General features: G+C 67.2%; 21 protein-coding genes. 18 read left to right on the plus strand and 3 right to left on the minus strand.

Annotation, left to right across the window (positions count from 1 at the left end):
• Positions 1–97 precede the first annotated feature (97 nt).
• From AC5P9F_RS01505 to map, 13 genes are all read left to right on the plus strand, one after another.
• Positions 98–781, plus strand: a complete 684-nt coding sequence (locus AC5P9F_RS01505) for a response regulator (protein ID WP_076739576.1) — start codon at positions 98–100, stop codon at positions 779–781.
• The gene (locus AC5P9F_RS01510) at positions 778–2,157 is read left to right on the plus strand and encodes a sensor histidine kinase (protein ID WP_005412674.1); all 1,380 of its coding nucleotides are present in this window, start codon (positions 778–780) and stop codon (positions 2,155–2,157) included. The genes AC5P9F_RS01505 and AC5P9F_RS01510 overlap by 4 nt, the downstream gene beginning before the upstream one ends.
• A 79-nt stretch (positions 2,158–2,236) precedes the next feature.
• Positions 2,237–3,073, plus strand: a complete 837-nt coding sequence (locus tag AC5P9F_RS01515; RefSeq protein ID WP_005412675.1) for an alpha/beta hydrolase — start codon at positions 2,237–2,239, stop codon at positions 3,071–3,073.
• Between the two features lies 1 nt (position 3,074).
• On the plus strand, positions 3,075–3,434 hold the full coding sequence (locus AC5P9F_RS01520) for an EamA family transporter (RefSeq protein WP_012479558.1): 360 nt from the start codon (positions 3,075–3,077) through the stop codon (positions 3,432–3,434).
• Positions 3,431–3,829 carry a DMT family transporter gene (locus tag AC5P9F_RS01525; protein WP_005408666.1) on the plus strand — a complete coding sequence of 133 codons (399 nt, stop codon included), beginning with the start codon at positions 3,431–3,433 and terminating at the stop codon, positions 3,827–3,829. The genes AC5P9F_RS01520 and AC5P9F_RS01525 overlap by 4 nt, the downstream gene beginning before the upstream one ends.
• 10 nt (positions 3,830–3,839) lie before the next feature.
• The gene (locus AC5P9F_RS01530) at positions 3,840–5,042 is read left to right on the plus strand and encodes a DegT/DnrJ/EryC1/StrS family aminotransferase (protein WP_043035540.1); all 1,203 of its coding nucleotides are present in this window, start codon (positions 3,840–3,842) and stop codon (positions 5,040–5,042) included.
• A 174-nt stretch (positions 5,043–5,216) separates the two neighbouring features.
• Positions 5,217–5,933 carry an MtnX-like HAD-IB family phosphatase gene (locus AC5P9F_RS01535; RefSeq protein ID WP_005408664.1) on the plus strand — a complete coding sequence of 239 codons (717 nt, stop codon included), beginning with the start codon at positions 5,217–5,219 and terminating at the stop codon, positions 5,931–5,933.
• A gap of 63 nt (positions 5,934–5,996) precedes the next feature.
• Entirely contained in the window at positions 5,997–7,397 is a 1,401-nt protein-coding gene (locus AC5P9F_RS01540) for an aspartate aminotransferase family protein (protein WP_005408663.1), read from the plus strand.
• Positions 7,398–7,426: 29 nt separating this feature from the next.
• Positions 7,427–8,491 (plus strand): GNAT family N-acetyltransferase, encoded by a 1,065-nt coding sequence (locus tag AC5P9F_RS01545; protein WP_062606836.1) that lies wholly within the window; start codon positions 7,427–7,429, stop codon positions 8,489–8,491.
• A 3-nt stretch (positions 8,492–8,494) separates the two neighbouring features.
• Positions 8,495–9,379, plus strand: coding sequence for a hypothetical protein (locus tag AC5P9F_RS01550; protein ID WP_012479555.1), 885 nt, complete (start codon positions 8,495–8,497; stop codon positions 9,377–9,379).
• A gap of 146 nt (positions 9,380–9,525) precedes the next feature.
• On the plus strand, positions 9,526–9,885 hold the full coding sequence (locus tag AC5P9F_RS01555) for a bleomycin resistance protein (RefSeq protein WP_043035544.1): 360 nt from the start codon (positions 9,526–9,528) through the stop codon (positions 9,883–9,885).
• A 68-nt stretch (positions 9,886–9,953) separates the two neighbouring features.
• The gene (locus AC5P9F_RS01560) at positions 9,954–10,166 is read left to right on the plus strand and encodes a ParD-like family protein (protein ID WP_005412680.1); all 213 of its coding nucleotides are present in this window, start codon (positions 9,954–9,956) and stop codon (positions 10,164–10,166) included.
• Between the two features lie 10 nt (positions 10,167–10,176).
• Entirely contained in the window at positions 10,177–10,959 is a 783-nt protein-coding gene (gene map, locus AC5P9F_RS01565) for a type I methionyl aminopeptidase (protein WP_196769498.1), read from the plus strand.
• On the opposite strand, the gene AC5P9F_RS01570 is transcribed toward map, so the two are convergent.
• Positions 10,956–11,570, minus strand: a complete 615-nt coding sequence (locus tag AC5P9F_RS01570; protein WP_164225460.1) for a LysE/ArgO family amino acid transporter — start codon at positions 11,568–11,570, stop codon at positions 10,956–10,958. The two genes, map and AC5P9F_RS01570, sit on opposite strands and share 4 nt — an antisense overlap.
• A 106-nt stretch (positions 11,571–11,676) precedes the next feature.
• Here AC5P9F_RS01570 and AC5P9F_RS01575 point away from each other — a divergent pair, with 106 nt between their 5' ends.
• From AC5P9F_RS01575 to AC5P9F_RS01595, 5 genes are all read left to right on the plus strand, one after another.
• Positions 11,677–12,573 (plus strand): LysR family transcriptional regulator ArgP, encoded by an 897-nt coding sequence (locus AC5P9F_RS01575; protein WP_049451897.1) that lies wholly within the window; start codon positions 11,677–11,679, stop codon positions 12,571–12,573.
• A 78-nt stretch (positions 12,574–12,651) separates the two neighbouring features.
• On the plus strand, positions 12,652–14,052 hold the full coding sequence (locus tag AC5P9F_RS01580) for a TolC family protein (RefSeq protein WP_032966521.1): 1,401 nt from the start codon (positions 12,652–12,654) through the stop codon (positions 14,050–14,052).
• A complete protein-coding gene (locus AC5P9F_RS01585) occupies positions 14,045–15,058 on the plus strand; it encodes an HlyD family secretion protein (RefSeq protein ID WP_005408651.1) in 1,014 nt (337 codons plus the stop codon). The genes AC5P9F_RS01580 and AC5P9F_RS01585 overlap by 8 nt, the downstream gene beginning before the upstream one ends.
• Entirely contained in the window at positions 15,043–16,230 is a 1,188-nt protein-coding gene (locus tag AC5P9F_RS01590) for an ABC transporter permease (RefSeq protein ID WP_165710308.1), read from the plus strand. Before AC5P9F_RS01585 ends, AC5P9F_RS01590 begins: the two co-directional genes overlap by 16 nt.
• Positions 16,227–17,354, plus strand: coding sequence for an ABC transporter permease (locus AC5P9F_RS01595; RefSeq protein ID WP_164225458.1), 1,128 nt, complete (start codon positions 16,227–16,229; stop codon positions 17,352–17,354). Before AC5P9F_RS01590 ends, AC5P9F_RS01595 begins: the two co-directional genes overlap by 4 nt.
• Before the next feature lie 128 nt (positions 17,355–17,482).
• On the opposite strand, the gene AC5P9F_RS01600 is transcribed toward AC5P9F_RS01595, so the two are convergent.
• Positions 17,483–17,851: a glycine zipper 2TM domain-containing protein gene (locus tag AC5P9F_RS01600; RefSeq protein WP_032965667.1), complete on the minus strand. Its 369-nt coding sequence runs from the start codon at positions 17,849–17,851 to the stop codon at positions 17,483–17,485.
• A 166-nt stretch (positions 17,852–18,017) separates the two neighbouring features.
• Entirely contained in the window at positions 18,018–20,240 is a 2,223-nt protein-coding gene (locus AC5P9F_RS01605) for a methyl-accepting chemotaxis protein (protein ID WP_043035552.1), read from the minus strand.
• Positions 20,241–20,300 lie beyond the last annotated feature (60 nt).

Below are 20,300 nucleotides of genomic sequence, written 5' to 3' on the forward strand. Positions count from 1 at the left end.
GGCGCGCTCCACCTGCAGCCGGTTTGCGGCTACCCTCGGCAGCCGAGAGGCCCACCCCGTCCATCCGGTGGGCCTGACCGTTACAGGAGCCCCGCGCATGCGCGTTCTGATTGCTGAAGACGACCCGGATATCGCCTCCGGCCTGTGCGCCTCGCTGCGCCGGCAGGGGCACGTGGTCGACCACGTCGACAACGGTGCGCACGCCGATGCTGCACTGGGCTCGACGCAGTACGCGCTGCTGGTACTGGACCTGGGGCTGCCGCAGCTGGATGGCCGCGACGTGCTGCAGCGCCTGCGCCAGCGCGGTGATGGCCTCGCAGTGCTGGTGGTGACCGCCCGTGACGGCCTGGCCGAGCGCGTGCGTGTGCTCGACCTGGGTGCCGATGACTACCTGGTCAAGCCGTTCGCGCTGGACGAGTTCGAAGCGCGCGTGCGCGCCCAGCTGCGCCGGGTCACCAGCAATGGCAACCCGGACCTGCGCATCGGCCGCCTTCGCATCGACCTGGCCGGGCATCGGGTGTGGATCGACGACCAGTCGCTGGAACTGACCGCACGCGAGTTCGGCCTGCTGTCGGCACTGGCAGTGCGCGCCGAGCGCATCGTGTCACGCGCGCAGTTGGTGGAAGCGCTGTGCGACTGGGGCCAGGACCTGACCGACAACGGTCTGGACATCGCCCTGCACCGCCTGCGCCGCAAGCTGCAGCCCGGCGGCATGGGCATCCGCACCGTGCGCGGGCTGGGCTACATGCTGGAAGACGTGCAGGACGACAGCACCCCGTGATCAGTGGACCGCCCAGCCTGCGCCGGCGCCTGCTCGCCTTCCTGGCGCTGCCGATGCTGGGTCTGCTCACCTTCAACACGATCCTGGCCTACTACGTTGCGCTGGACTATTCCAACCGCATCCACGACCGCAACCTGATCGACGACACGCATTCGTTCGCGCAGATGCTGAGCACCATGCCGGTGACCAGCGACCTGTCGCCGCAGGCGCGCTTCCTGATCGAGTACGACCCCGACGGCCATCGCTACTTCAACGTCGACAGCAGCCGCATGGGTACGCTCAGCGGCAATGCCGACTTCAGCCCGTATGCCCCTTCTCAGGACTGCACCGGCGTGCATCCGGCGCTGTACGACGGCAACCTCAATGGCCAGCAGGTGCGCATGGCCACGGTCTGCACGCAGGCGATGAACGATCCGCAGGACCAGCTGGCGGTGACCGTGGCCGAGAGCATGGCCGACCGCCGACAGCGGGCGCGCGAGATCCTGATGATCATCATCCCGCTGATGACCATGCTGGCGCTGGGCACCGCAGCACTGGTCTGGTTCGGCGTGACCTACGGCCTGCGCATCCTCACGCCGCTGAGGACCCGCCTGGCGCAGCGCCGTGGCGAACTGGCACCGATCTCCGACGCCGACGTACCGGAGGAGATCCAGCCACTGATCAGCACCATCGACGATCTGTTTGCCCGCCAGGCGGAAATGATCACCCTGCAGAACCGCTTCATTGCCGATGCCGCGCACCAGCTGCGTTCGCCGCTGGCGGGCATGGCCCTGCACGTGGACCAGGCGCTGGCACACGGTGACCCCGATACGGTGCGCGAGGCGCTGCAGCACATCCGCCGGCTCAACCAGCGCACTGCCCGGGTCAGCACCCAGCTGCTGGCGCTGAGCCGGGCGCAGACCGTGCCCGATACCGTGGAAGCACTGGACCTGTGCGAGCTGGTGCCGCAGTGGGTTGGCATGCGCGTGCCGGAGGCGATCCGCGATGGCATCGACCTCGGCTACCGCGGCAGCCCCCATCCGCTGCGTGTGCTCGGCAACGGCGCCATGCTGCAGGAGGCGCTGGACAACCTGATCGACAACGCCCTGCGTTATGCCGGCCGCAATGCGACCGTCACGGTGGGCGTGCACGCGCTGGACGACAATGATGTCGAACTCTATGTGGAAGACAACGGCCCCGGCGTGCCCGACGACGTGATGCCACGGCTGGGCGAGCGCTTCTTCCGGGCGCCGGGCACCGCTGCCAGCGGCACCGGCCTCGGCCTGGCCATCGCGCACGAGGCGGTAGAGCACTTCGGCGGCCGCCTGAGCTTCCTCAACCGCCCGGGCGGGGGGCTCAAGGTCGCCATCACGCTGCCGCTGCTGAAGGCCCCCTGACCCGGCCCGGCGCGCTGAAAGGCTGGTGAAAATCGCGCTTGCGATCCTGCCATCCCCACTGCCGTCCCGGAGCCGCCAGGTGACCGAATCGCACGACTTCTTCCTCCCCGGTGGCCCCCAGGGCGTGCTGCTGGTCCATGGCCTGACCGGCACCCCGGCGGAAATGCGCATGCTGGGCAAGGGCTTGAACAATGCCGGCTTCACGGTGCACGGCGTGCAGCTGCCCGGCCATTGCGGCACCGTGGATGACCTGCTGGCGACCACCTGGGAACAGTGGTACCAGGGCGTGGAAGATGCGGCGGCCGCCCTGCGCGGCAAGGTCGACCAGCTGTTCGTGGGTGGCCTGTCGATGGGCGCGGTACTCTCGCTGGCGTTGGCGGCACGTCGCCCGGAGTGGGTGTCCGGCGTGGGCGTGTACGGCGCCACTTTCCGTTACGACGGCTGGAACATTCCCGCCGTGGCCCGCTTCTCGTTCCTGCTGCCGTGGTTCAAGCGCTTCAACATCGGCCGCGACCGCATGTTCATGGAAGAACCGCCGTACGGCCTGCGCGACGAGCGCCTGCGCGCGCAGGTCAGCGCCGCCATGCTGTCCGGCGACAGCGCCGCCGCCGGCCTGCCGGGCAATCCCTGGCATGCGCTGGCCGAGATGCGTGCGCTGAGCAACTGGACCCGCCGCCACCTGCACCAGGTCACCGCACCGTGCCTGGTGATGCACGCCCGCGAAGACGATGTGGCCAGCATGGGCAACGCTGAGCTGGTGATGTCGCGGGTCAGCGGCCCGAAGGAACTGGTGGTGCTGGAAGACAGCTACCACATGATCACCATCGATCGCGAACGCCGCGATGTGATCCGTCGCAGCGCGCGCTTTTTCACCGAGATCGGTGAACGCACGGGCGTGCTCAAGGCGGTGGCCTGAGATGGGGGCACTCGCCACCCTGCTGTGGCTGGCCAATGTGGTACTCGATACCGGTGGCCAGCTCGCCTTCAAGGCCGCCGCCAGCGATCCGCAGGAAGGCGAAGGACTGCAACGCTGGAAACACATGCTCAGCCGCCCCTGGCTGTGGATCGGCATCGCCTGCTACGTGCTCGAGTTCGTGGCCTGGATTGCGTTCCTGTCGCTGGTGCCGCTGTCCAAGGGCGTGCTGCTGGGCTCGATCAACATCGTTGCGTTGATGATCGCCGGTCGTTTCCTGTTCCGCGAGAAGCTCACGCCGCTGCGGGTGACCGGCATGCTGCTGGTCACCGCGGGCGTGGCGGTGGTGGGGGCCGGCTCATGAGGCGCCTGTATGTGATCGGTTTCCCGCTGCTGATGGCCTTCGACACGCTGGCCCAGCTGTGCTTCAAGTACGCCGGTGACGCCGCGCTGCCGGTCGAGGCCAACACCGCCTGGCTGCTGCGCGTGCTGTCGCAGCCGTGGGTGTATGGCGCCATCCTCGGCTACGTGGGTGCGTTCTTCACCTGGATGAGCCTGCTGCGCCATGCGCCGATCGGCCCGGCGTTCGCGGCCTCGCACCTGGAAGTGATCAGCGTGCTGCTGCTGTCGGCGTGGCTGTTGAACGAGCCACTGACCCTGCACCATCTGCTCGGTGCGGTACTGATCGTGGCCGGCATCGTCTGCCTCGGCCGCGCTGAAGCGGACGACCCGCACAGTCCCGCCGAAAGCGCGTCGTGAGTGGGCTGCGATGAGCCTGTTCGCGCGCGAACTGCCACCTACCGCTGGCCTGCCGATTCAGGCCAGCGATTTCCTGCCCGGTGGTGGCGACCTGCGCGAAGTCCTGGCCAGCCAGCTCGGCACACCGCCACTGCAGCTGACCTGTTCCGGCACGCACGCACTGCTGATCGCGCTGCGTACGCTGCGCAAGCGCGCGCCAAGGCGCGACACCGTGATCATGCCGGCCTATACCTGCCCGCTGGTGCCGATCGCGGTGCACAGCCTGGGCCTGCGCGTGCAATTGTGCGACACCCGTCATGGCCACTTCGATTTCGACCCTGGCCAGCTCAAGCGCCTGGCCGATGCACGCACGCTGGCGATCCTGCCCACTCACCTGGGCGGGCGCATCGCCGATGTCGAGCTGGCCTGCGAGGTTGCGCGCGGCGCCGGCGCCTGGGTGATCGAGGATGCCGCGCAGGCGCTCGGCGCACGCGTTGGCAACACCAGTGTCGGCCTGCGCGGCGATATCGGATTCTTCAGCCTGGCCGCCGGCAAGGGCCTGAGCCTGCACGAAGGCGGCCTGCTGGTCAGCCGCGATGACGAACTGCGTGCCGCGCTGGCCGAACATGCCGTCCAGCACGTTCGCTCCAGCCTGCGCTGGGAGCTGCTGCGCAGCGTGCAGTTGATCGGCCTTGCTGCCTGCTATCGCCCTTCGCTGCTGTCGCTGGTGTATGGCAATCCATTGCGCAGTGCGCTTCAACGCGACGATCTGGAAGAAGCGGTCGGTGACATTTTCCCGCTTGATATACCGCAGCACCGGGTCAGCCACTGGCGGCAGAACATCGGCGCGCATGCCGCGCGGCGCTTGCCGGCGTTCCTGCAGGCCGGTCGCCTGCGTGCGTTGCAGCTGCGCGTGCAGCTGGCACAGCTGCCAGCCGTTGAGGTGGTCGACGGCCTCGCCGGCAGCGGTGGCACCTGGCCACTGCTGATGCTGCTGCTGCCCAGCCAGCGCGCCCGCGATGCCGTACTGAAGGACCTGTGGCCACGTGGTCTCGGCGCCAGCCGCATGTTCATCCATGCCCTGCCCGGCTACGCGTACCTGCGCGGCATCGTGCCGCAGGACGACATGCCCAATGCACGCGACTTCGCCGCACGCATGCTGACCCTTGGCAACAGCGCCTGGCAGACCCGCGAAGAGACTGCCGAAATACTGCAGGTCCTGGCCCGCGCCTGACCCGAACGTGCACGCGTGGCCTGCCCTCCGCGCATTCACCCGTGCACCTTCCTGAACGTTTTCCCAGCCTGTCAGAAGAGCCTTTCAACAGGAAAGGAACGAGAAAGGCGGCCTGCCTACATTGAGCCTGCCCCGGCACCGGGCCGGGCGTTTCTTTCATCGACGGACCTGCCCATGCACTGGAGCATCCTGTGTGACTTCGACGGCACCATCAGCCTCGAAGATGTCATCGACTCGCTGCTGGAAAAGTACGGCCAGCCGGGCTGGCAGGAACTGGAAGACCAGTGGAAAGCGGGAAAGATCGGCTCGCGTGAATGCATGCAGGGCCAGGTGCGGCTGCTGAAGCTGGACCCGGCCACGCTCGACGCGCACCTGGACCAGGTACAGATCGACCCGGGCTTCGCCGCCTTTGTCAGCCGTGCCGAACAGCTGGGCCTGCCGCTGCGCATCGTCAGTGACGGCCTGGACTATGCGATCCACCGCATCCTGGCCAACCACGGCCTATCGCAGCTGCCGGTGGTGGCCAACCACCTGCGCTGGTGCGAAGACCATTGGGAACTGGAGTCGCCCTACCAGGCCGAAGGCTGCCGCAGTGGCACCTGCAAGTGCACCTGCGCCGCGCAGGCGCGCGCCAACGAAGCACCGCGCGTGCTGATGATCGGTGACGGCAGCTCGGATTTCTGCGTGTCCGAAGACGCCGACTTCGTGTTCGCCAAGCGCCGCCTGATTACCCATTGCACGAATGCCGGCATCGAGCATGCCGCCATCGACACCTTCCACGATGCAGTCGCACTGTTGCCGCGCCTGCTCGATGGCAGCCTGCTGCAGCCACGTCGCATCGACGCCCGCCCGCAGCCCGCCGCACTGCCCCCGCTGCTGGCCACCGCCTGAGTACTCCCTCCAAGCACGCTCCCCCGTCGCCCCTTTCGAACGTCCTTCACGGAACCGAACTGCATGAACATTTTTGACAAGAACGCCGACGCCGCTGCCTCCGACGCGCAGCTGCTGGCCGACGAAGCCCGCTACAGCTCCTTCGGCGATACCGTCCACTACGTCGACCCGCCGAAGATCTTCCAGCGCGGCGAAGGCAGCTACATGTTCGACGGTGCGGGCGTGCCCTACCTCGATCTGCAGATGTGGTACTCGGCCTGCAACTTCGGCTACAGCAACAAGCGCCTGAATGACGCGCTGAAGGACCAGATCGACACCCTGCCGCAGGTCGCCAGCCAATACCTGCATCCGACCCGCGTGCAGCTGGCCAAGACCATTGCCGTGGACATGCACGAAAAGTTCGGCCTCGACGGTCGCGTGCATTTCAATGTCGGCGGCGCGCAGGCCATTGAAGACTCGCTGAAGATCGTGCGCAACGCGCGCGGCGGCAAGAGCCTGATGTTCGCCTTCGAAGGCGGCTACCACGGCCGCACCCTGGGTGCCTCGTCGATCACCTCCAGCTACCGCTACCGCCGCCGCTACGGCCACTTCGGCGAGCGCGCGATGTTCATCCCGTTCCCGTACCCCTTCCGTCGCCCGAAGGGCATGACCCCGGACGAGTATTCCGACCACTGCGTGTGGCAGTTCGAGCGCCTTTTCGAAAGCGAGTACAACGGCGTGTGGGACCCCAAGGTCGGCCAGGCCGAGTACGCCGCGTTCTACGTCGAGCCGATCCAGGGCACCGGCGGCTACGTCATTCCGCCGCGCAACTTCTTCACCGGCCTCAAGCGCGTGCTGGACAAGTACGGCATCCTGATGGTGGTCGATGAGATCCAGATGGGCTTCTGGCGTACCGGCAAGCTGTGGTCGATCGAGCATTTCGGCGTGACCCCGGACGTGCTGGTGTTCGGCAAGGCGCTGACCAACGGCCTGAACCCGCTGTCGGGCCTGTGGGCACGCGAAGAGCTGATCAACCCGACCGTGTTCCCGCCGGGTTCCACCCACTCCACCTTCAACTCCAACCCGCTGGGCACCCGCCTGGGCCTGGAAGTGTTGAAGCTGGGCAAGGAAATGGACTACGAGCGCACCGTACCGGAAAAGGGCGCGTACTTCCTCGACGGCCTGCGTGGACTGCAGAAGCGCCACCCGGAAATCGGCGACGTCGACGGCCTGGGCCTGGCCCTGCGCGCCGAAATCTGCCAGGCCGACGGCTACACCCCGAACAAGGAACTGCTGGACCGCATGGTCGACATCGGCCTGGCCGGTGACCTCCTGCACGACGGCAAGCGCATGGGCCTCGTGCTCGACGTGGGTGGCTGGTACAAGAACGTGATCACCTTCGCGCCGTCGCTGGACATCAGCTACGAAGAGATCGACCTGGCGATCACCCTGCTCGACCAGGCGCTGACCAAGGCCAAGGGCTGAGGCTGGATGCGCTGCCGGTTCCCGTGCCGATGGAGATGACGTCACGCGCATCCAGCACCGCGCTGGAACCGGCCGCGCTGCTGGAGGGTTTCCTGGCCCACCCGCCGCTCGGATTCGAGGCAGGCCGCCTTCCCAGTGGCCTGCCGACCTTCCGTGCGCCGCTGGACCTGACCACCACGATGGACGACGCGCTGCGCAGCAAGCTGCTCGGTCTGCCGCTGTCGCGCCTGTGGCGGCCATGGATCACCTGGAAGACCCGTTTCGTCGGTGCCACCAGCACCGAGTACACCCCGCTGCCGGCGCACGTGGCGCCGGAGGCGCTGGCCGAGGACGTGACGCGTCACGCGATCGGCGATACCCGGCTGCTGGTGGTCAAGGACCTGGCCATCGATTCACCGCTGCTGGACGACGCGGCCAACGCGCACAGCGCGGCGTTCCTGCAGGCCTTGCTGGCGCGCGGCTTCGTTGAACTGGAAGGCATGCCGCTTGCCTGGGTGGCGATCGATTTCGATTCGCTCGATGGCTACCTCGGCCGCCTGTCGCCCTCGCGCCGCAAGAACATCCGGCGCAAGCTCCGTTCGCGTGATGACCTGCAGATCGACTGCATCGCCACCGGCGATCCGGCCCTCGCCGACCCACGGCTGCAGGCCGAGCTGTATGCGCTGTACCTGGGCGTGTATGCGCAGAGCGCGGTGCATTTCGACCAGCTCGACCTGACCTATTTCCAGTACCTGCTGGCCGACAGCCAGGGCCAGGGACGAATGTTCCTGTACCGCCACCAAGGTCAGCTGATCGGCTGGAACCTGTGCTACATCCACGCCGGAAAGCTGGTGGACAAGTACATCGGTCTGGCCTACCCGCAGTCACGCGAGCACAACCTGTACGCGGTGAGCTGGATGCACAACCTCGAGTACGCGCTGCTGCATGGCCTGAGCCACTACGTGGCCGGCTGGACCGACTCGCGGATCAAGGCCGAACTGGGCGCCCGCTTCACCTCCACCCGGCACGCGATCCACGCCCGTTCCCCGCTGCTGCGCACTGCCCTGCGCAAGCTGGCGCCGCATCTGCAGGGCGAACCTGATGGAGGCGGTTGAACGATGCCGTTGCGTTCTCCGTTGATCCTCGACCTGGACGGTGGCGTGCTGCCGCTGCCCCAGGCGCAGACCCTGGCCCTGCCGCAGTGGCACGACCCGCTGCGCTTCGCCTGCAGCACTGCCACCCTGCACCGTTTCGCCGCCGAAGTGCTGGCGCCGCTGCCCGCGCAGCTCGGCACCGTGATGCTGGGCAGTGGCGACTTCCATCATCTCAGCCTGCCGCTGTTGTGCCGCATGCGCACACAGGCGCCGTTCCAGCTGGTAGTGCTGGACAACCATCCGGACAACATGCGTTTTCCGTTCGGCATGCATTGTGGCTCGTGGGTGAATGCAGCCAGCAAGCTGCCGCAGATCTCGCACATCCATGTGCTCGGCATTACCTCCAGCGACATCGGCCTCGGCCATGCCTGGGAGAACCACTGGCGCCCGCTGCTGGGCGGTCGCTTGACGTACTGGTGCATGGACGTGGATGTCAGCTGGGGCCATCGCCTCGGCATGGGCCGTGCATTCCGACGCTTCGAGCATCCGGAGGGACTGGTCGCCGCGTTCGCTGCCGAACAGGCCAAGTCGCCGCAGCCGACCTACCTGTCGATCGACAAGGACGTGTTCGCCGAGGACGTCGCGCGCAGCAACTGGGACCAGGGCCGATTCCAGCTGGAAGACGCACTGGTGGTGATCGAGACGCTGCGTGCCGGCGGCCTGGTCGGCAGTGACATCACCGGGGAAGTGTCGCTGGCCAACTACCAGAGCCGCTTCAAGCGCTGGTTGTCGTCGCTGGATGGCCAACCGGACATCAGCCCCGAAGATCTTCCTGCCTGGCAGGCGCGTCACCAGCAGGTGAATCGCGAACTGCTGGCGGCGATGGCCGCCGTACCGACGGCCTGCTGACCGCGTCGGTAATGCCGGCCGCGGGCCGGCGTGGCTTCGGTAGTGCCGGCCGCTGGCCGGCAATGCCAACCAAGGTTGGCATCTACCAGACCAATGCCGGCCAGCGGCCGGCACTACACTGGGCACCTACCCCAGGAGCCCTCGCCATGCCCCAGACCGTCATTCCGCAGCTGCGCATGCGCCACGCCGACACCACGCTGCCGTTCTACGTGCAGGGGCTGGGCTTCGTGGTCGACTGGGAACATCGCTTCGAACCGGGCTTCCCGCTGTTCGCCCAGCTCACCCGCGACGGCCAGACGATCTTCCTCACCGAACACAGCGGCGACTGCGAGGTCGGCGGCGCGGTGTACTTCATCGTTGACGACGTCGACAGCCTGCACCGCGCCTTCAGTGCCGCCAACGTGCCGATCGAGCAGCCCCCGCATGACACCGAATGGGGCAGCCGGGAAATGCTGCTGCGCGACCCGGACGGCAACCGGCTGCGCTTCGCCACCCACACGGACTGAATGACGTCGGCTTGAGATGAATATACGAAACATATACGATTCGTATATTCACACTTCGAGGGCCACCCATGGGCATCGTCAACATCGATGACACCCTGCACGACCAGCTGCGCCGTGCCTGTACCGTCTCCAGCCGCTCGATCAACGCCCAGGCCAACTTCTGGATCCGGGTCGGCATGCTCTGCGAGCTGAACCCGACGCTGAGCTTCCAGGACATCGTCGCCAGCGAGCTGCGCGCGGCCGGCGTGCAGCCGCCGCTGTTGCCTCCGGGCCAGGTCTGAGCCGATGGGCATCATCAAGCGCCCCGACGAGATCGCGTTGATGGCCGAATCCGGGCGCCTGCTGGCGCAGGTGTTCGCCGCGCTCGACCAGCTGCCGCTGCAGGGCCGCAGCACGATGGAGATCAACGAATTCGTCGAGCGCATGATCGTCGATGAGCTGCAGGCACGGCCGGCCAGCAAGGGCCAGTACGGCTTCCCGTATGTGCTCAATACCTCGATCGACAACGTCATCTGCCACGGCGTGCCCAGCACCACCGACGTGCTGCGCAACGGCCAGATCGTCAACCTCGACATCACCTTGGAAAAGAACGGCTACATCGCCGACTCCAGCACCACCTACCTGGTCGGTGAGGTCGACTACGCCGCGCGCCGGCTGGTGCAGACCGCCTACCAGGCGATGTGGAAAGGCATCGCCGCGGTGCGCCCCGGCGCACGCCTGGGCGATATCGGCCACGCCATCGCCCGCCACGCACGCAGCCACGGCTACAGCGTGGTGAAGGAGTACTGCGGCCACGGCATCGGCCAGGAGATGCATGAGGAACCGCAGATCCTGCACTACGGGCATCCCAACACCGGCATGGTGCTGGAAGAAGGGATGGTGTTCACCATCGAGCCGATGCTCAACCAGGGCAAGCCGGCCATCCGCCAGCAGCCGGACGAATGGCCGGTCTACACCCGCGACGGCAAGCTGTCGGCGCAGTTCGAGCATACCGTCGCGGTCACCGGCAGCGGCGTGCGCGTGCTGACCCTGCGCCCGGGCGAAACACCGTTGTGCGCGGTGGATGCCGCCTAGAGCGGGCGCAACAGCAACAGCATGGCAAGGCAGAGCATGAACATCGCCACGCCTGCATCCAGCACCCGCCACGCAGACGGCCTGCGGAACACCGGCTGCAACAGGCGCGCGCCGTAACCCAACGTGCAGAACCAGGCCACACTGGCCACGCACGCACCGGCGGCAAAGGCCCAGCGCAGATCGCCCGGATAGCGCGTCGACAGGCTGCCGAGCAACACCACCGTGTCCAGGTAGACATGCGGGTTGAGCAAGGTGAAGGCCAGGCAGGTCAGCAGTACCTGGCGCCCACTGCCGCCCTGCGCCTCGGCGGCGGCCAGCGCGCTGCCACCTCGCCACGCGCGCAGGCCCGCCTGCAGGCCATACCAGAGCAGGAAGGCCGCACCACCGAAGCGCAGCACCTGCAGCAGCAACGGCCACTGCAGCACCAGCGCGCCCATGCCGCCCACGCCGGCCAGGATCAACGCGATATCCGCGCCGGCGCAGGCCAGCACCACCCTGCCCACATGACGTTGTTGCAGGCCCTGGCGCAGCACGAAGGCATTCTGTGCGCCGATGGCGATGATCAGGCCGGCGCCCGCGAAGAGGCCGGCGACGGTAGCGGCAATCCACATCGGGACAGGCCAGGCAGCGAGGGGACGCGCAGGGTGCGGCCAACAGCCTTGTTTAGACAAACTGATTTTTCTTTATCCTGCGCAGGAAAACTGAAGAGGCACCGGCATGGACCTGGTACACCCGCAACTGGCCGCGTTTGCCGCGGTGCTGGAGGAAGGCAGCTTCGAGGCTGCGGCACGCCGCCTGTCGATCAGCCCATCAGCACTGTCGCAGCGGATCAAGGCTCTGGAAGACCGGCTCGGGCAGGTGCTGGTGGTGCGCCAGGCGCCGTGCCGCCCCACCGCCGCCGGTGAGGCGCTGCTGCGCCGGGTGCGACCGATGCAGGCGCTGGAGGCCGAGGCATTGGCCGAGCTGCTACCCTGGCGTGGCAGCAGCGACGCTGCGCGCACCCCGATCCCGCTGGCGGTCAATGATGATTCGCTCGATACGTGGTTCGTGCCGGCCATCGCCGACCTGCACCAGCGCCATGGCTACCTGTTCGACCTGCGCATGGACGACCAGGACCACACCCTGCGGTTGCTGCGCGACGGCAGCGTGCTGGGTGCGGTCACCGCCGAAAGCCAGCCGGTGAAGGGCTGCAACGTGCACCCGCTCGGCGCCATGCGCTACCAAGCGATTGCTTCGCCCGGCTTCGCCCGCCAGTACTTCAGCGATGGCATGGACGCCACGGCGCTGGCACGCGCGCCGATGCTGGTGTTCAACCGCAAAGATGAACTGCAGTGGCGCTTCGTGCGTCGCCTGACCCGCGCGCGGCTGCAGCCGCCGCTACACTACCTGCCCTCCTCCACCGGTTTCGTCGAAGCCGCCGCGTGCGGACTCGGCTGGGGCCTGGCCCCGGAAACCCTGGCCGCGCCCGCTGTGCGCGCCGGCCGCGTGGTGGTACTGGAACCCCGCCGCTGGCTCGATGTGCCGTTGTACTGGCAGCATGCCGCCGTGCGCTCAAGCACGCTGCAGCACATCACCCAGGCGCTGCGTACTGCGGCCAGCGGCACCCTTCGTTGAGGAAAGACCGATGACCGCAGACCCGGGCTTCACACCATGCGCACTACCGTTTGCGCACTTCTTTACCACTGGGACGGCATGGGCGTGATCGGCCGACGTACAAGGATGCACCGCGCGAAAGTCGCGTTGACCCTGGCAGCCTGCCTGCCGCTTGCGGCCACAGCGCAGAGCAGTGCCGATGCACCCGCACTGGACTGGGAACAGGCGCGGCAACGCCTGGAGCAGGTCTCCGATGCGCTGGCCGCTGCCGATGCAGCCGTTCGCAACAAGCAGGACCTGCAGGACGCCACCCGGCTGCTGCGCCTGCCGGAGATCACCGGCGAAGTGCGCCGCCTGCAGTTCCAGAAGACGCTCACTCTGCCGCTGGGCTCACTGGCGCCGGTGGCTGAAGCCTTCGGCATCGATTCGCCGCTGTCGTTCACCGAGCGCGACTGGCGCACCCGTCCAGTGGTCACTGCGGTGCTGCCGCTGTACACCGGCGGCGTGATTCCGGCCGCGCAGCGTGCGGCCAGTGCCGCCCACGAACAGGCCAGCGCCGAGCGCGAAGCACAACGTCAATCGCTGACCGTGCAGCTGGCCCAGGCCTACTTCGGGCAGCGCCTGGCCGAGCAGGCGGTGGACGTGCGCCGTGACGTGCGCGATGGCCTCAACCGCCACCTGTCCGATGCGGAGAAGCTGGAACGCGAGGGTTTCGCCACCCGCGCCCAGCGCCTGCAGGCCACCGTGGCCCGCGACAAGGCCGAGCGCGAATACCAGAAGACGGTGAACGACCTGGCCACGCTGAAGGCCGCACTGGCCACGCTGCTGCGCAGTGGTGGCGAGGTGCAGCCGGTTTCGCCGCTGTTCGTGCAGCGCGTGCCGCTGGAACCGGTGGCCAGCTTCGAGCGTACTGCGCAGGCGCGCCAGCCGCAGATCGCACGCCTGCGGGCCATGGTGGCGCAGGCCGAACAGGGCGTGCGCGTGCAGCAGGCCAAGCTGAAACCGCAGATCTTTGCCTTCGGCCAGTACGACTTCCGCCGCCGCGACGAAATGCTGACCGATCCGGACTGGGCGTTCGGTATCGGCCTGAAGTACACCTTCCTGTCGCCGAACTCGCGGCCGGCACAGATCAGCGCCGCGCGCGCGCAGCTGGACCAGGCCGAAGCGGGCCTGCGCGAGGCCGAGAACCAGGTCGCGCTGGGCGTGCGCAAGGCATGGAACGAACTGGAGACCGCGCGCCAGCAGTACGTGCTGCTCGACAGCAGCATCACCCAGGCACAGGAAAACCTGCGCCTGCAGGAGCTGGCGTTCCGCGAGGGCCAGGCCACCTCGCTGGATGTGATCGACGCGCGGCTCGGCCTCGGCGGTGCCCGTGTAGAGCGCGCACAGGCCGCCTACCAATACGATATTGCGCTGGCGCAGTTGCTGGAGGTCAGTGGACAGATGGACCGTTTTGAAGAATTCCGGCGCCGTGCGGACGAGGTGATCGACCATGAGTGATGTGCTGCACGACGATGCGACAACACCCCCGGCCAAGCGCCGCCTGGGCCCGATCCTGGTAGTGGCGCTGCTGGTCGCGGTGGTGCTCGGCCTGTGGCTGGCCTGGCGCAGCCCGGCCGACCAGATCCAGGGCATGGCCGACGCGGACACCATCAACGTGGCCGCCAAGATCACCGCCCGCGTGGCGGAGTTGAAGGTGCGCGAGGGCGACCGCGTGCAGCCCGGGCAGGTGCTGTTCCTGCTCGACAGCCCCGAAGTGGCCGCCAAGGAACAGCAGGCCCACGGCGCGTTGGCCGCCGCACAGGCGGTGGCCGACAAGGCCGACGAAGGCGCGCGCAGCGAAGACATCCGCGCCGCCGAAGCGAACTGGAAGCGCGCCGAAGCCGGTGCAACGCTGGCCGAAGCCACCTACCAGCGCGTGCAGAACCTGTTCAACGAAGGGGTGATGACCCGGCAGAAGCGCGATGAAGCGCATGCCCAGGCCACCAGTTCGCGCGAACTGGCCCGTGCCGCGCGCGCGCAGTACGACATGGCGTTGGCCGGCGCACGCGAGCAGGACAAGCGTGCCGCGCAGGGCCAGGTGCAGCAGGCGCAGGGCGCGGTAGCCGAAGTCAACGCCGCCCGTGCCGAAGTCGAAGGACGCGCGCCGGTGGCGGGCGAGATCAACAAGCGCATGGCCGACCCGGGCGAACTGGTGCCGGCCGGCTACCCGGTATTCACTCTGGTCGACATCGATCGCATGTGGGTGGCGATGAACCTGCGCGAATCGCAGATGCAGGGCCTGAAGGTCGGCAGCAAGCTGCAGGGCAACGTGCCGGCACTCGGCCTGGACGGCGAGTTCGAGGTCTACTTCATCAACCCTGCCGGCGACTATGCGACCTGGCGTACCACCCGCCAGTCGTCCGGCTACGACGTCCGCAGTTTCGAGGTGCGGGTGCGCCCGGTACGCCGCATCGAGGGCTTCCGCCCCGGCATGAGCGTGCTGTTCGCATGGCCCCAGCACTGAGCCCGGACCGCAACGGCTTCGCTGCTTCCTGGCGGCGCGAGCTGCAGTCGCTGCGCGGCAACCGTGCCGACCTGCTGCTGGTCACCGTGCTGCCCCTGCTGATGCTGGCGGTGATGGCGTGGATGTTCTCGCCGTCGGTGATGCGCGACATCCCCATTGCCGTGGTCGACCTCGACCACAGCAGTGACAGCCGCCTGCTGCTGCGCATGCTCGATGCCAGCCCCGGCGTACGCATCGCCAGCCAGCCGGCGGACCTGGAGGACGCGCGTTCGCAGCTGCGCAGGCTGGACGTGTTTGCCATCGTACTGGTGCCGCGCGATGTCACCCGGCAGGCGCTGCGTGGACGCCAGGGCACGGTGTTCGCCTATTACAACGCCACCTACATGACCACCGGCCAATCTGCGTCGCGCGATATCGGCGACGCAGTCTCGGCCTGGAACGCACGCCTGCTCCGCGAACGCATCGGCCTGCAGGTCGGCCCCGGCAAGCTGCGTGCGGCACCGATCGCGGTGCAGTCGGACATCCTGTACAACCCTGCGCGCAGCTACGAGTTGTTCCTGCTGCCGCTGATCTTCCCTGCCGTGCTGTCGCTGGTACTGGCACTTGCGGTGGCCGGCAGCCTCGGCCGCGAGATCCGCGAAGGCAACCTGCCCGCCTGGCTGGGTCGAACGCCGTGGTCGGTGATTGCGGGCAAGGTCACGCCGTACATCCTGTTGTTTTCGCTGTATGGCGCGCTCGGCATCGGTTACCTGGCCTGGCTGCGCGGCGATGGTGTGGCCGGCAGCGCGCTCCTGTTGCTGCTCGCACAGCCACTGTTCTACCTGGCCACGGCCGCCTACGCATTGTTCTTCGTCGGCATCACCCGCGACATGGGTACCGCGCTGTCCGCGGTCGGCCTCAGCATCGGCACCGCACTGGCGTTCTCCAGCGCTACCTTCCCGGTGCTGGATGGCCCCCTGTTCACCCGCATCTGGCATCAGCTGCTGCCACTCAGCGCCTACATCAAGCTGCAGACCCAGCAGCAGTTCATCGGTTCGCCGCTGCAGGTTTCGGTGTGGCCGTTGGCCACATTGCTGCTGATGGCGGTGGTGGCAGGAGGCATTGGCGGCCTGCGCCTGATCGCCTTCGCGCGCAGGCCGGAAGCCGCGCAGCCTGCGGGAGCCGACGCATGAGCGCACTCTGGCGCAGCCTGCGGCAGACCCTGATGGCGGTGCTCTGCGACCGCTACGCGATCGTGGTGATGGTCGGCGCGGTGATCCTGTATTCCTTCTTCTACCCGGCCGCGTACCGTCACCAGGTGGCCGGCAACCTGCCGGTGCTGGTAGTGGACCAGGACCACAGCGCGACCAGCCGCGAGCTGCTACGCAAGCTCGATGCGCTCCGCGTTGCACGCGTGGTCGGGCAACCGGCGGACATCGACAGTGCGCGTCAGCAGCTGGAAGCCGGCCATGCCGAAGGCATCGTGCTGATCCCGGCCAACCTGGAGCGCGACATCCTGCGCGGCCACCCGGCCAAGCTGGTGCTGCTCGGCAACGGCGCCTACCTGGGCCGTGCCAGCTGGGTGCTGGGCAGCGTGGCCGATGCACTGGGCGCGTTCGGGCGTGACGCCGTGGTCGGCCAGGCCGCCTTCATGGGCGCGCCACAGGCGCCGCCGGTCACCCTGGTGCAGCGCCCGCTGTACAACACTCAGGAAGGCTATGGCAGCGCCATCGTGCCCGGTGTGGCCGAGCTGATCGTGCACCAGACCCTGCTGATGGGCATCGGCGTGCTGCTCGGTGGTCGTCGTCTTGCACTCGGCCGGCGCCTGCGCTTCGACCTCCCGACCCTGGCCGGCATGGCGATGGGCTTCGGCCTGATCGGCCTGTTCGGCCTGCTCTGGTACGCCGGGTTCACCGCCTGGGTGCAGGACTATCCGCGCGGCGGAAACCCACTGGGCCAGCTGCTGGGCGGTACCCTGTTCATCGCCGCTACCGTGGTTTTCGGCCTGTTCGTCGGCAGCTTCTTCCGCACCCGCGAACGCGCCTTCCAGTACATCATCGCCACCTCGATCCCGCTGTTCTTCCTGGCCAACCTGTCGTGGCCGGCAGTGATGACGCCGCAACCGCTGGTCTGGCTGGCGCAGCTGCTGCCTACCACCTCCGGTATCAACCTGATGGTGCGCCTGAACCAGATGGACGCCAGCCTGGCCGACGTCAGCCACGAACTGATCACCCTCACCGTCCTGCTGCTGCTCTACGGCAGCCTCGCCACCTGGCGCCTCCTTGCAAAAAAGGGGACGGAGGGGATTAAGTCGTAAACGGCCGGTTTGGGGGATTGCGACTTAATTCCCTCCGTCCCCTTTTTCCTGCAACGAAGAACGCCGGCGTGGGGCCGGCGTTCGGGTACTGCGGTGTGGAAGGGGAAACGAGGTCTGGCTGTGACCGATCAGCGGTAGACGCGTTCGCAGCGACGTTCAACCACGCGGTCACCGTTCTTCTGCTGCTGGTTGCCTTGGATCTGGCGGCCGGCCGCACCACCGGCCACGGCGCCGGCCACGGTTGCAAGCTTCTTGCCGTTACCGCCGCCCACCTGGTTGCCCAGCAGGCCGCCGATCACTGCGCCGGTAGCGGTACCCGTGATGCGGTTCGGATCGCGCGAGTTGCGCTGCACTTCCACGTTCTTGCAGACCACGCGACTGCCGTCATTGAACTTGCGTCCCTCATCGCGCGGCCCATACGTCTGCGCACCGGCCACCGACGAAGCCGCCAGCAGCGTGCCCAGCACAAGCAATCGGGTCGAGGTCTTCATGGCCATCTCCTGAGTTCCGGTATGGCGCAAGTGTCCACCTGCGGTTGGCAACCGGAAGTGAAATGCGCGTGTCCGCCGCCTCATCGGCCATCGCGCGTTCAGGAAGAGAATCCGCGCCCATCACGATCAGCCATCGTGATGGGCGCCGTCTCCCTACCGGCGTGCTGCCTTGCTAGAACTCTTCCCAGCCACCCGCATTGGCAGCCAACGTCGGCTCGATGCGCGGTGACAGCACCGCCGGGCGTCTCACCGGCGTGACCGAGGCCGCTACCGCCGCAAGCGCGCGCGGGACCGATACGGCTGCCGCGGCTGCACCGGTGCGGAACACCGACACCGCTTCGGCCAGCAGGTTGGCCTGCTCCTCCATGGAGCGTGCCGCCGCGCTGGCTTCTTCCACCAGCGCCGCATTCTGCTGCGTGGTCTCGTCCATCTGCACCACCGCCTGGTTCACCTGTTCGATACCCGAGCTCTGCTCCTGCGAGGCGGCAGAGATATCCGCCATGATGTCGGTCACGCGCTGCACCGAGGCCACGATCTCGCCCATCGTGGTGCCGGCCTGACGAACCAGCGCCGATCCATCGGCGACCTTGCCGACCGAATCCTCGATCAGGCCCTTGATCTCCTTGGCCGCACCGGCCGAGCGCTGCGCCAGCGTGCGCACCTCACTGGCCACCACCGCAAAGCCCCTACCCTGCTCGCCGGCACGAGCAGCTTCCACCGCCGCGTTCAAGGCCAGGATGTTGGTCTGGAACGCGATGCCGTCGATGACGCTGATGATCTCGGCGATCTTCTTCGACGAGGCTTCGATGGCCGACATGGTGGTGACCACCTGGCCGACCACCTCGCCGCCCTGTGAGGCGACGCCATGCGCACCGATGGCAAGCTGGTTGGCCTGGCGTGCGTGCTCGGCGTTCTGTTTCACGGTGGAGGTCAGTTCCTCCATCGACGCAGCCGTCTCTTCCAGGTTCGCCGCCTGCTGCTCGGTGCGCCGCGACAGATCGGTGTTGCCCGAAGCGATCTCGCCTGCCGCCAGGTTGATGCTGGACGCGCTGGACTGGATACGGCCGACAATCTGCTTGAGCTGATCGACGGTGGCGTTGCAGTCATCACGCATGCGGGCGAACACGCCGTGGAAGTCGCCCTGCATGCGTACAGTGAGGTCACCGCGCGAGATCGCCTGCAGCAGGGTCGACACCTGCACCAGGTTCTCGTCGGTGGTCTGCATCAGGCGATTGAGCCCGGCCACCATGTCGCGGAAATCATAGGCGAAGCGATCTTCATCGCCGCGCAGGCTGAAGTCGCCGGCGGCTGCGGCCGTCGCCAGGCGGCGGATCTCACCGTTGATCGCCGACAGGCTGGTCTTGGTTTCGTCCATGGCCTGGGTGATTGCGGCCTTCTCGCCCGGCAACGGATCCATGTCCACTGACAGATCACCGCGGGCGTAATGCTTCATTACTTCGATCAGCCGGTTCTGCACCTGCACATGCGAGCCGACCAGCGCATTGGTCTCGTGCACCATGCGCCCGTAGTCGCCAGGAAAAGCACTCTCGTCCATGCGATAGCTGAGGCTGCCCGCGTCGTGCTGGCGGGCCAGCTCGCCCTGCGCCGCCATCACCGACTGCAACTGCGCCTGCATGCGCTGCATCGACCTGAGCAGCTGCGTCACCTCATCGTTGCCGGACGCGTCGATGCTGTTGTCCAGCCGCCCGTTGGCGATGCCGTCGGCCAGCTTCACCGCACCTTCCAGCGGGCGGGTCAGGCTGCGGGTGATGGCCCACGCGGCCAGCGAGCCCAGTAGCAGGCTCAACGCGCCGAACACGATCGACAACGTGCCGGTCCAGGATTCGGTTGAACGGTATTCCTCGCGACTGCGCTCGGTCAGTGTCTCCTGATGCCGCAGCAGGGTCGAGATCGCCTCATTCCATGCGGTGGCCAAGCCGTGCTCGGCGAGCAGTTCCTTGGCCGCGCCGTCGAAATCACCGGCCTTCATGCGCTCGTGCAGATGCTGGGTGGAGGCGTCGGTGGCCTTGCGTGCCGCGTCGATTTTCGCCACCAGGGCATCACCAGTGGCGTCGCGTGGAATCTTGATGTACTTGGCCCAGATACCGTCGTAGGTCTGCGACAGCTCCTGCGCCTTCTGATAATCCTTGTCGAAATCCTCACCGCGCTTGATCACCATCAGCCGGCGATGCATCAGCACCGCGTTGTTGGTATCCAGCATGTCGTTCAACAGCCGCATCTTCACCATGTTGACGTCCACCACTTTCTCGAACTGGGCGGACTTCAGGTGGTTTCCGTACAGCACGAGGCCAACGATGGCCACGATGAACAGCAGCAGCAAACCGAACCCGGCACCCAGCCGGGATCCCACTCGAAGGTTGCGTAAGGCGAGCATCTCAATTCCCTTGATCATGGCCGTATGATCGATGGCGGCGCAGGCAGGGGAAACTTTATG

This window comes from Stenotrophomonas sp. YJH_SMC_4 (assembly GCF_059371575.1).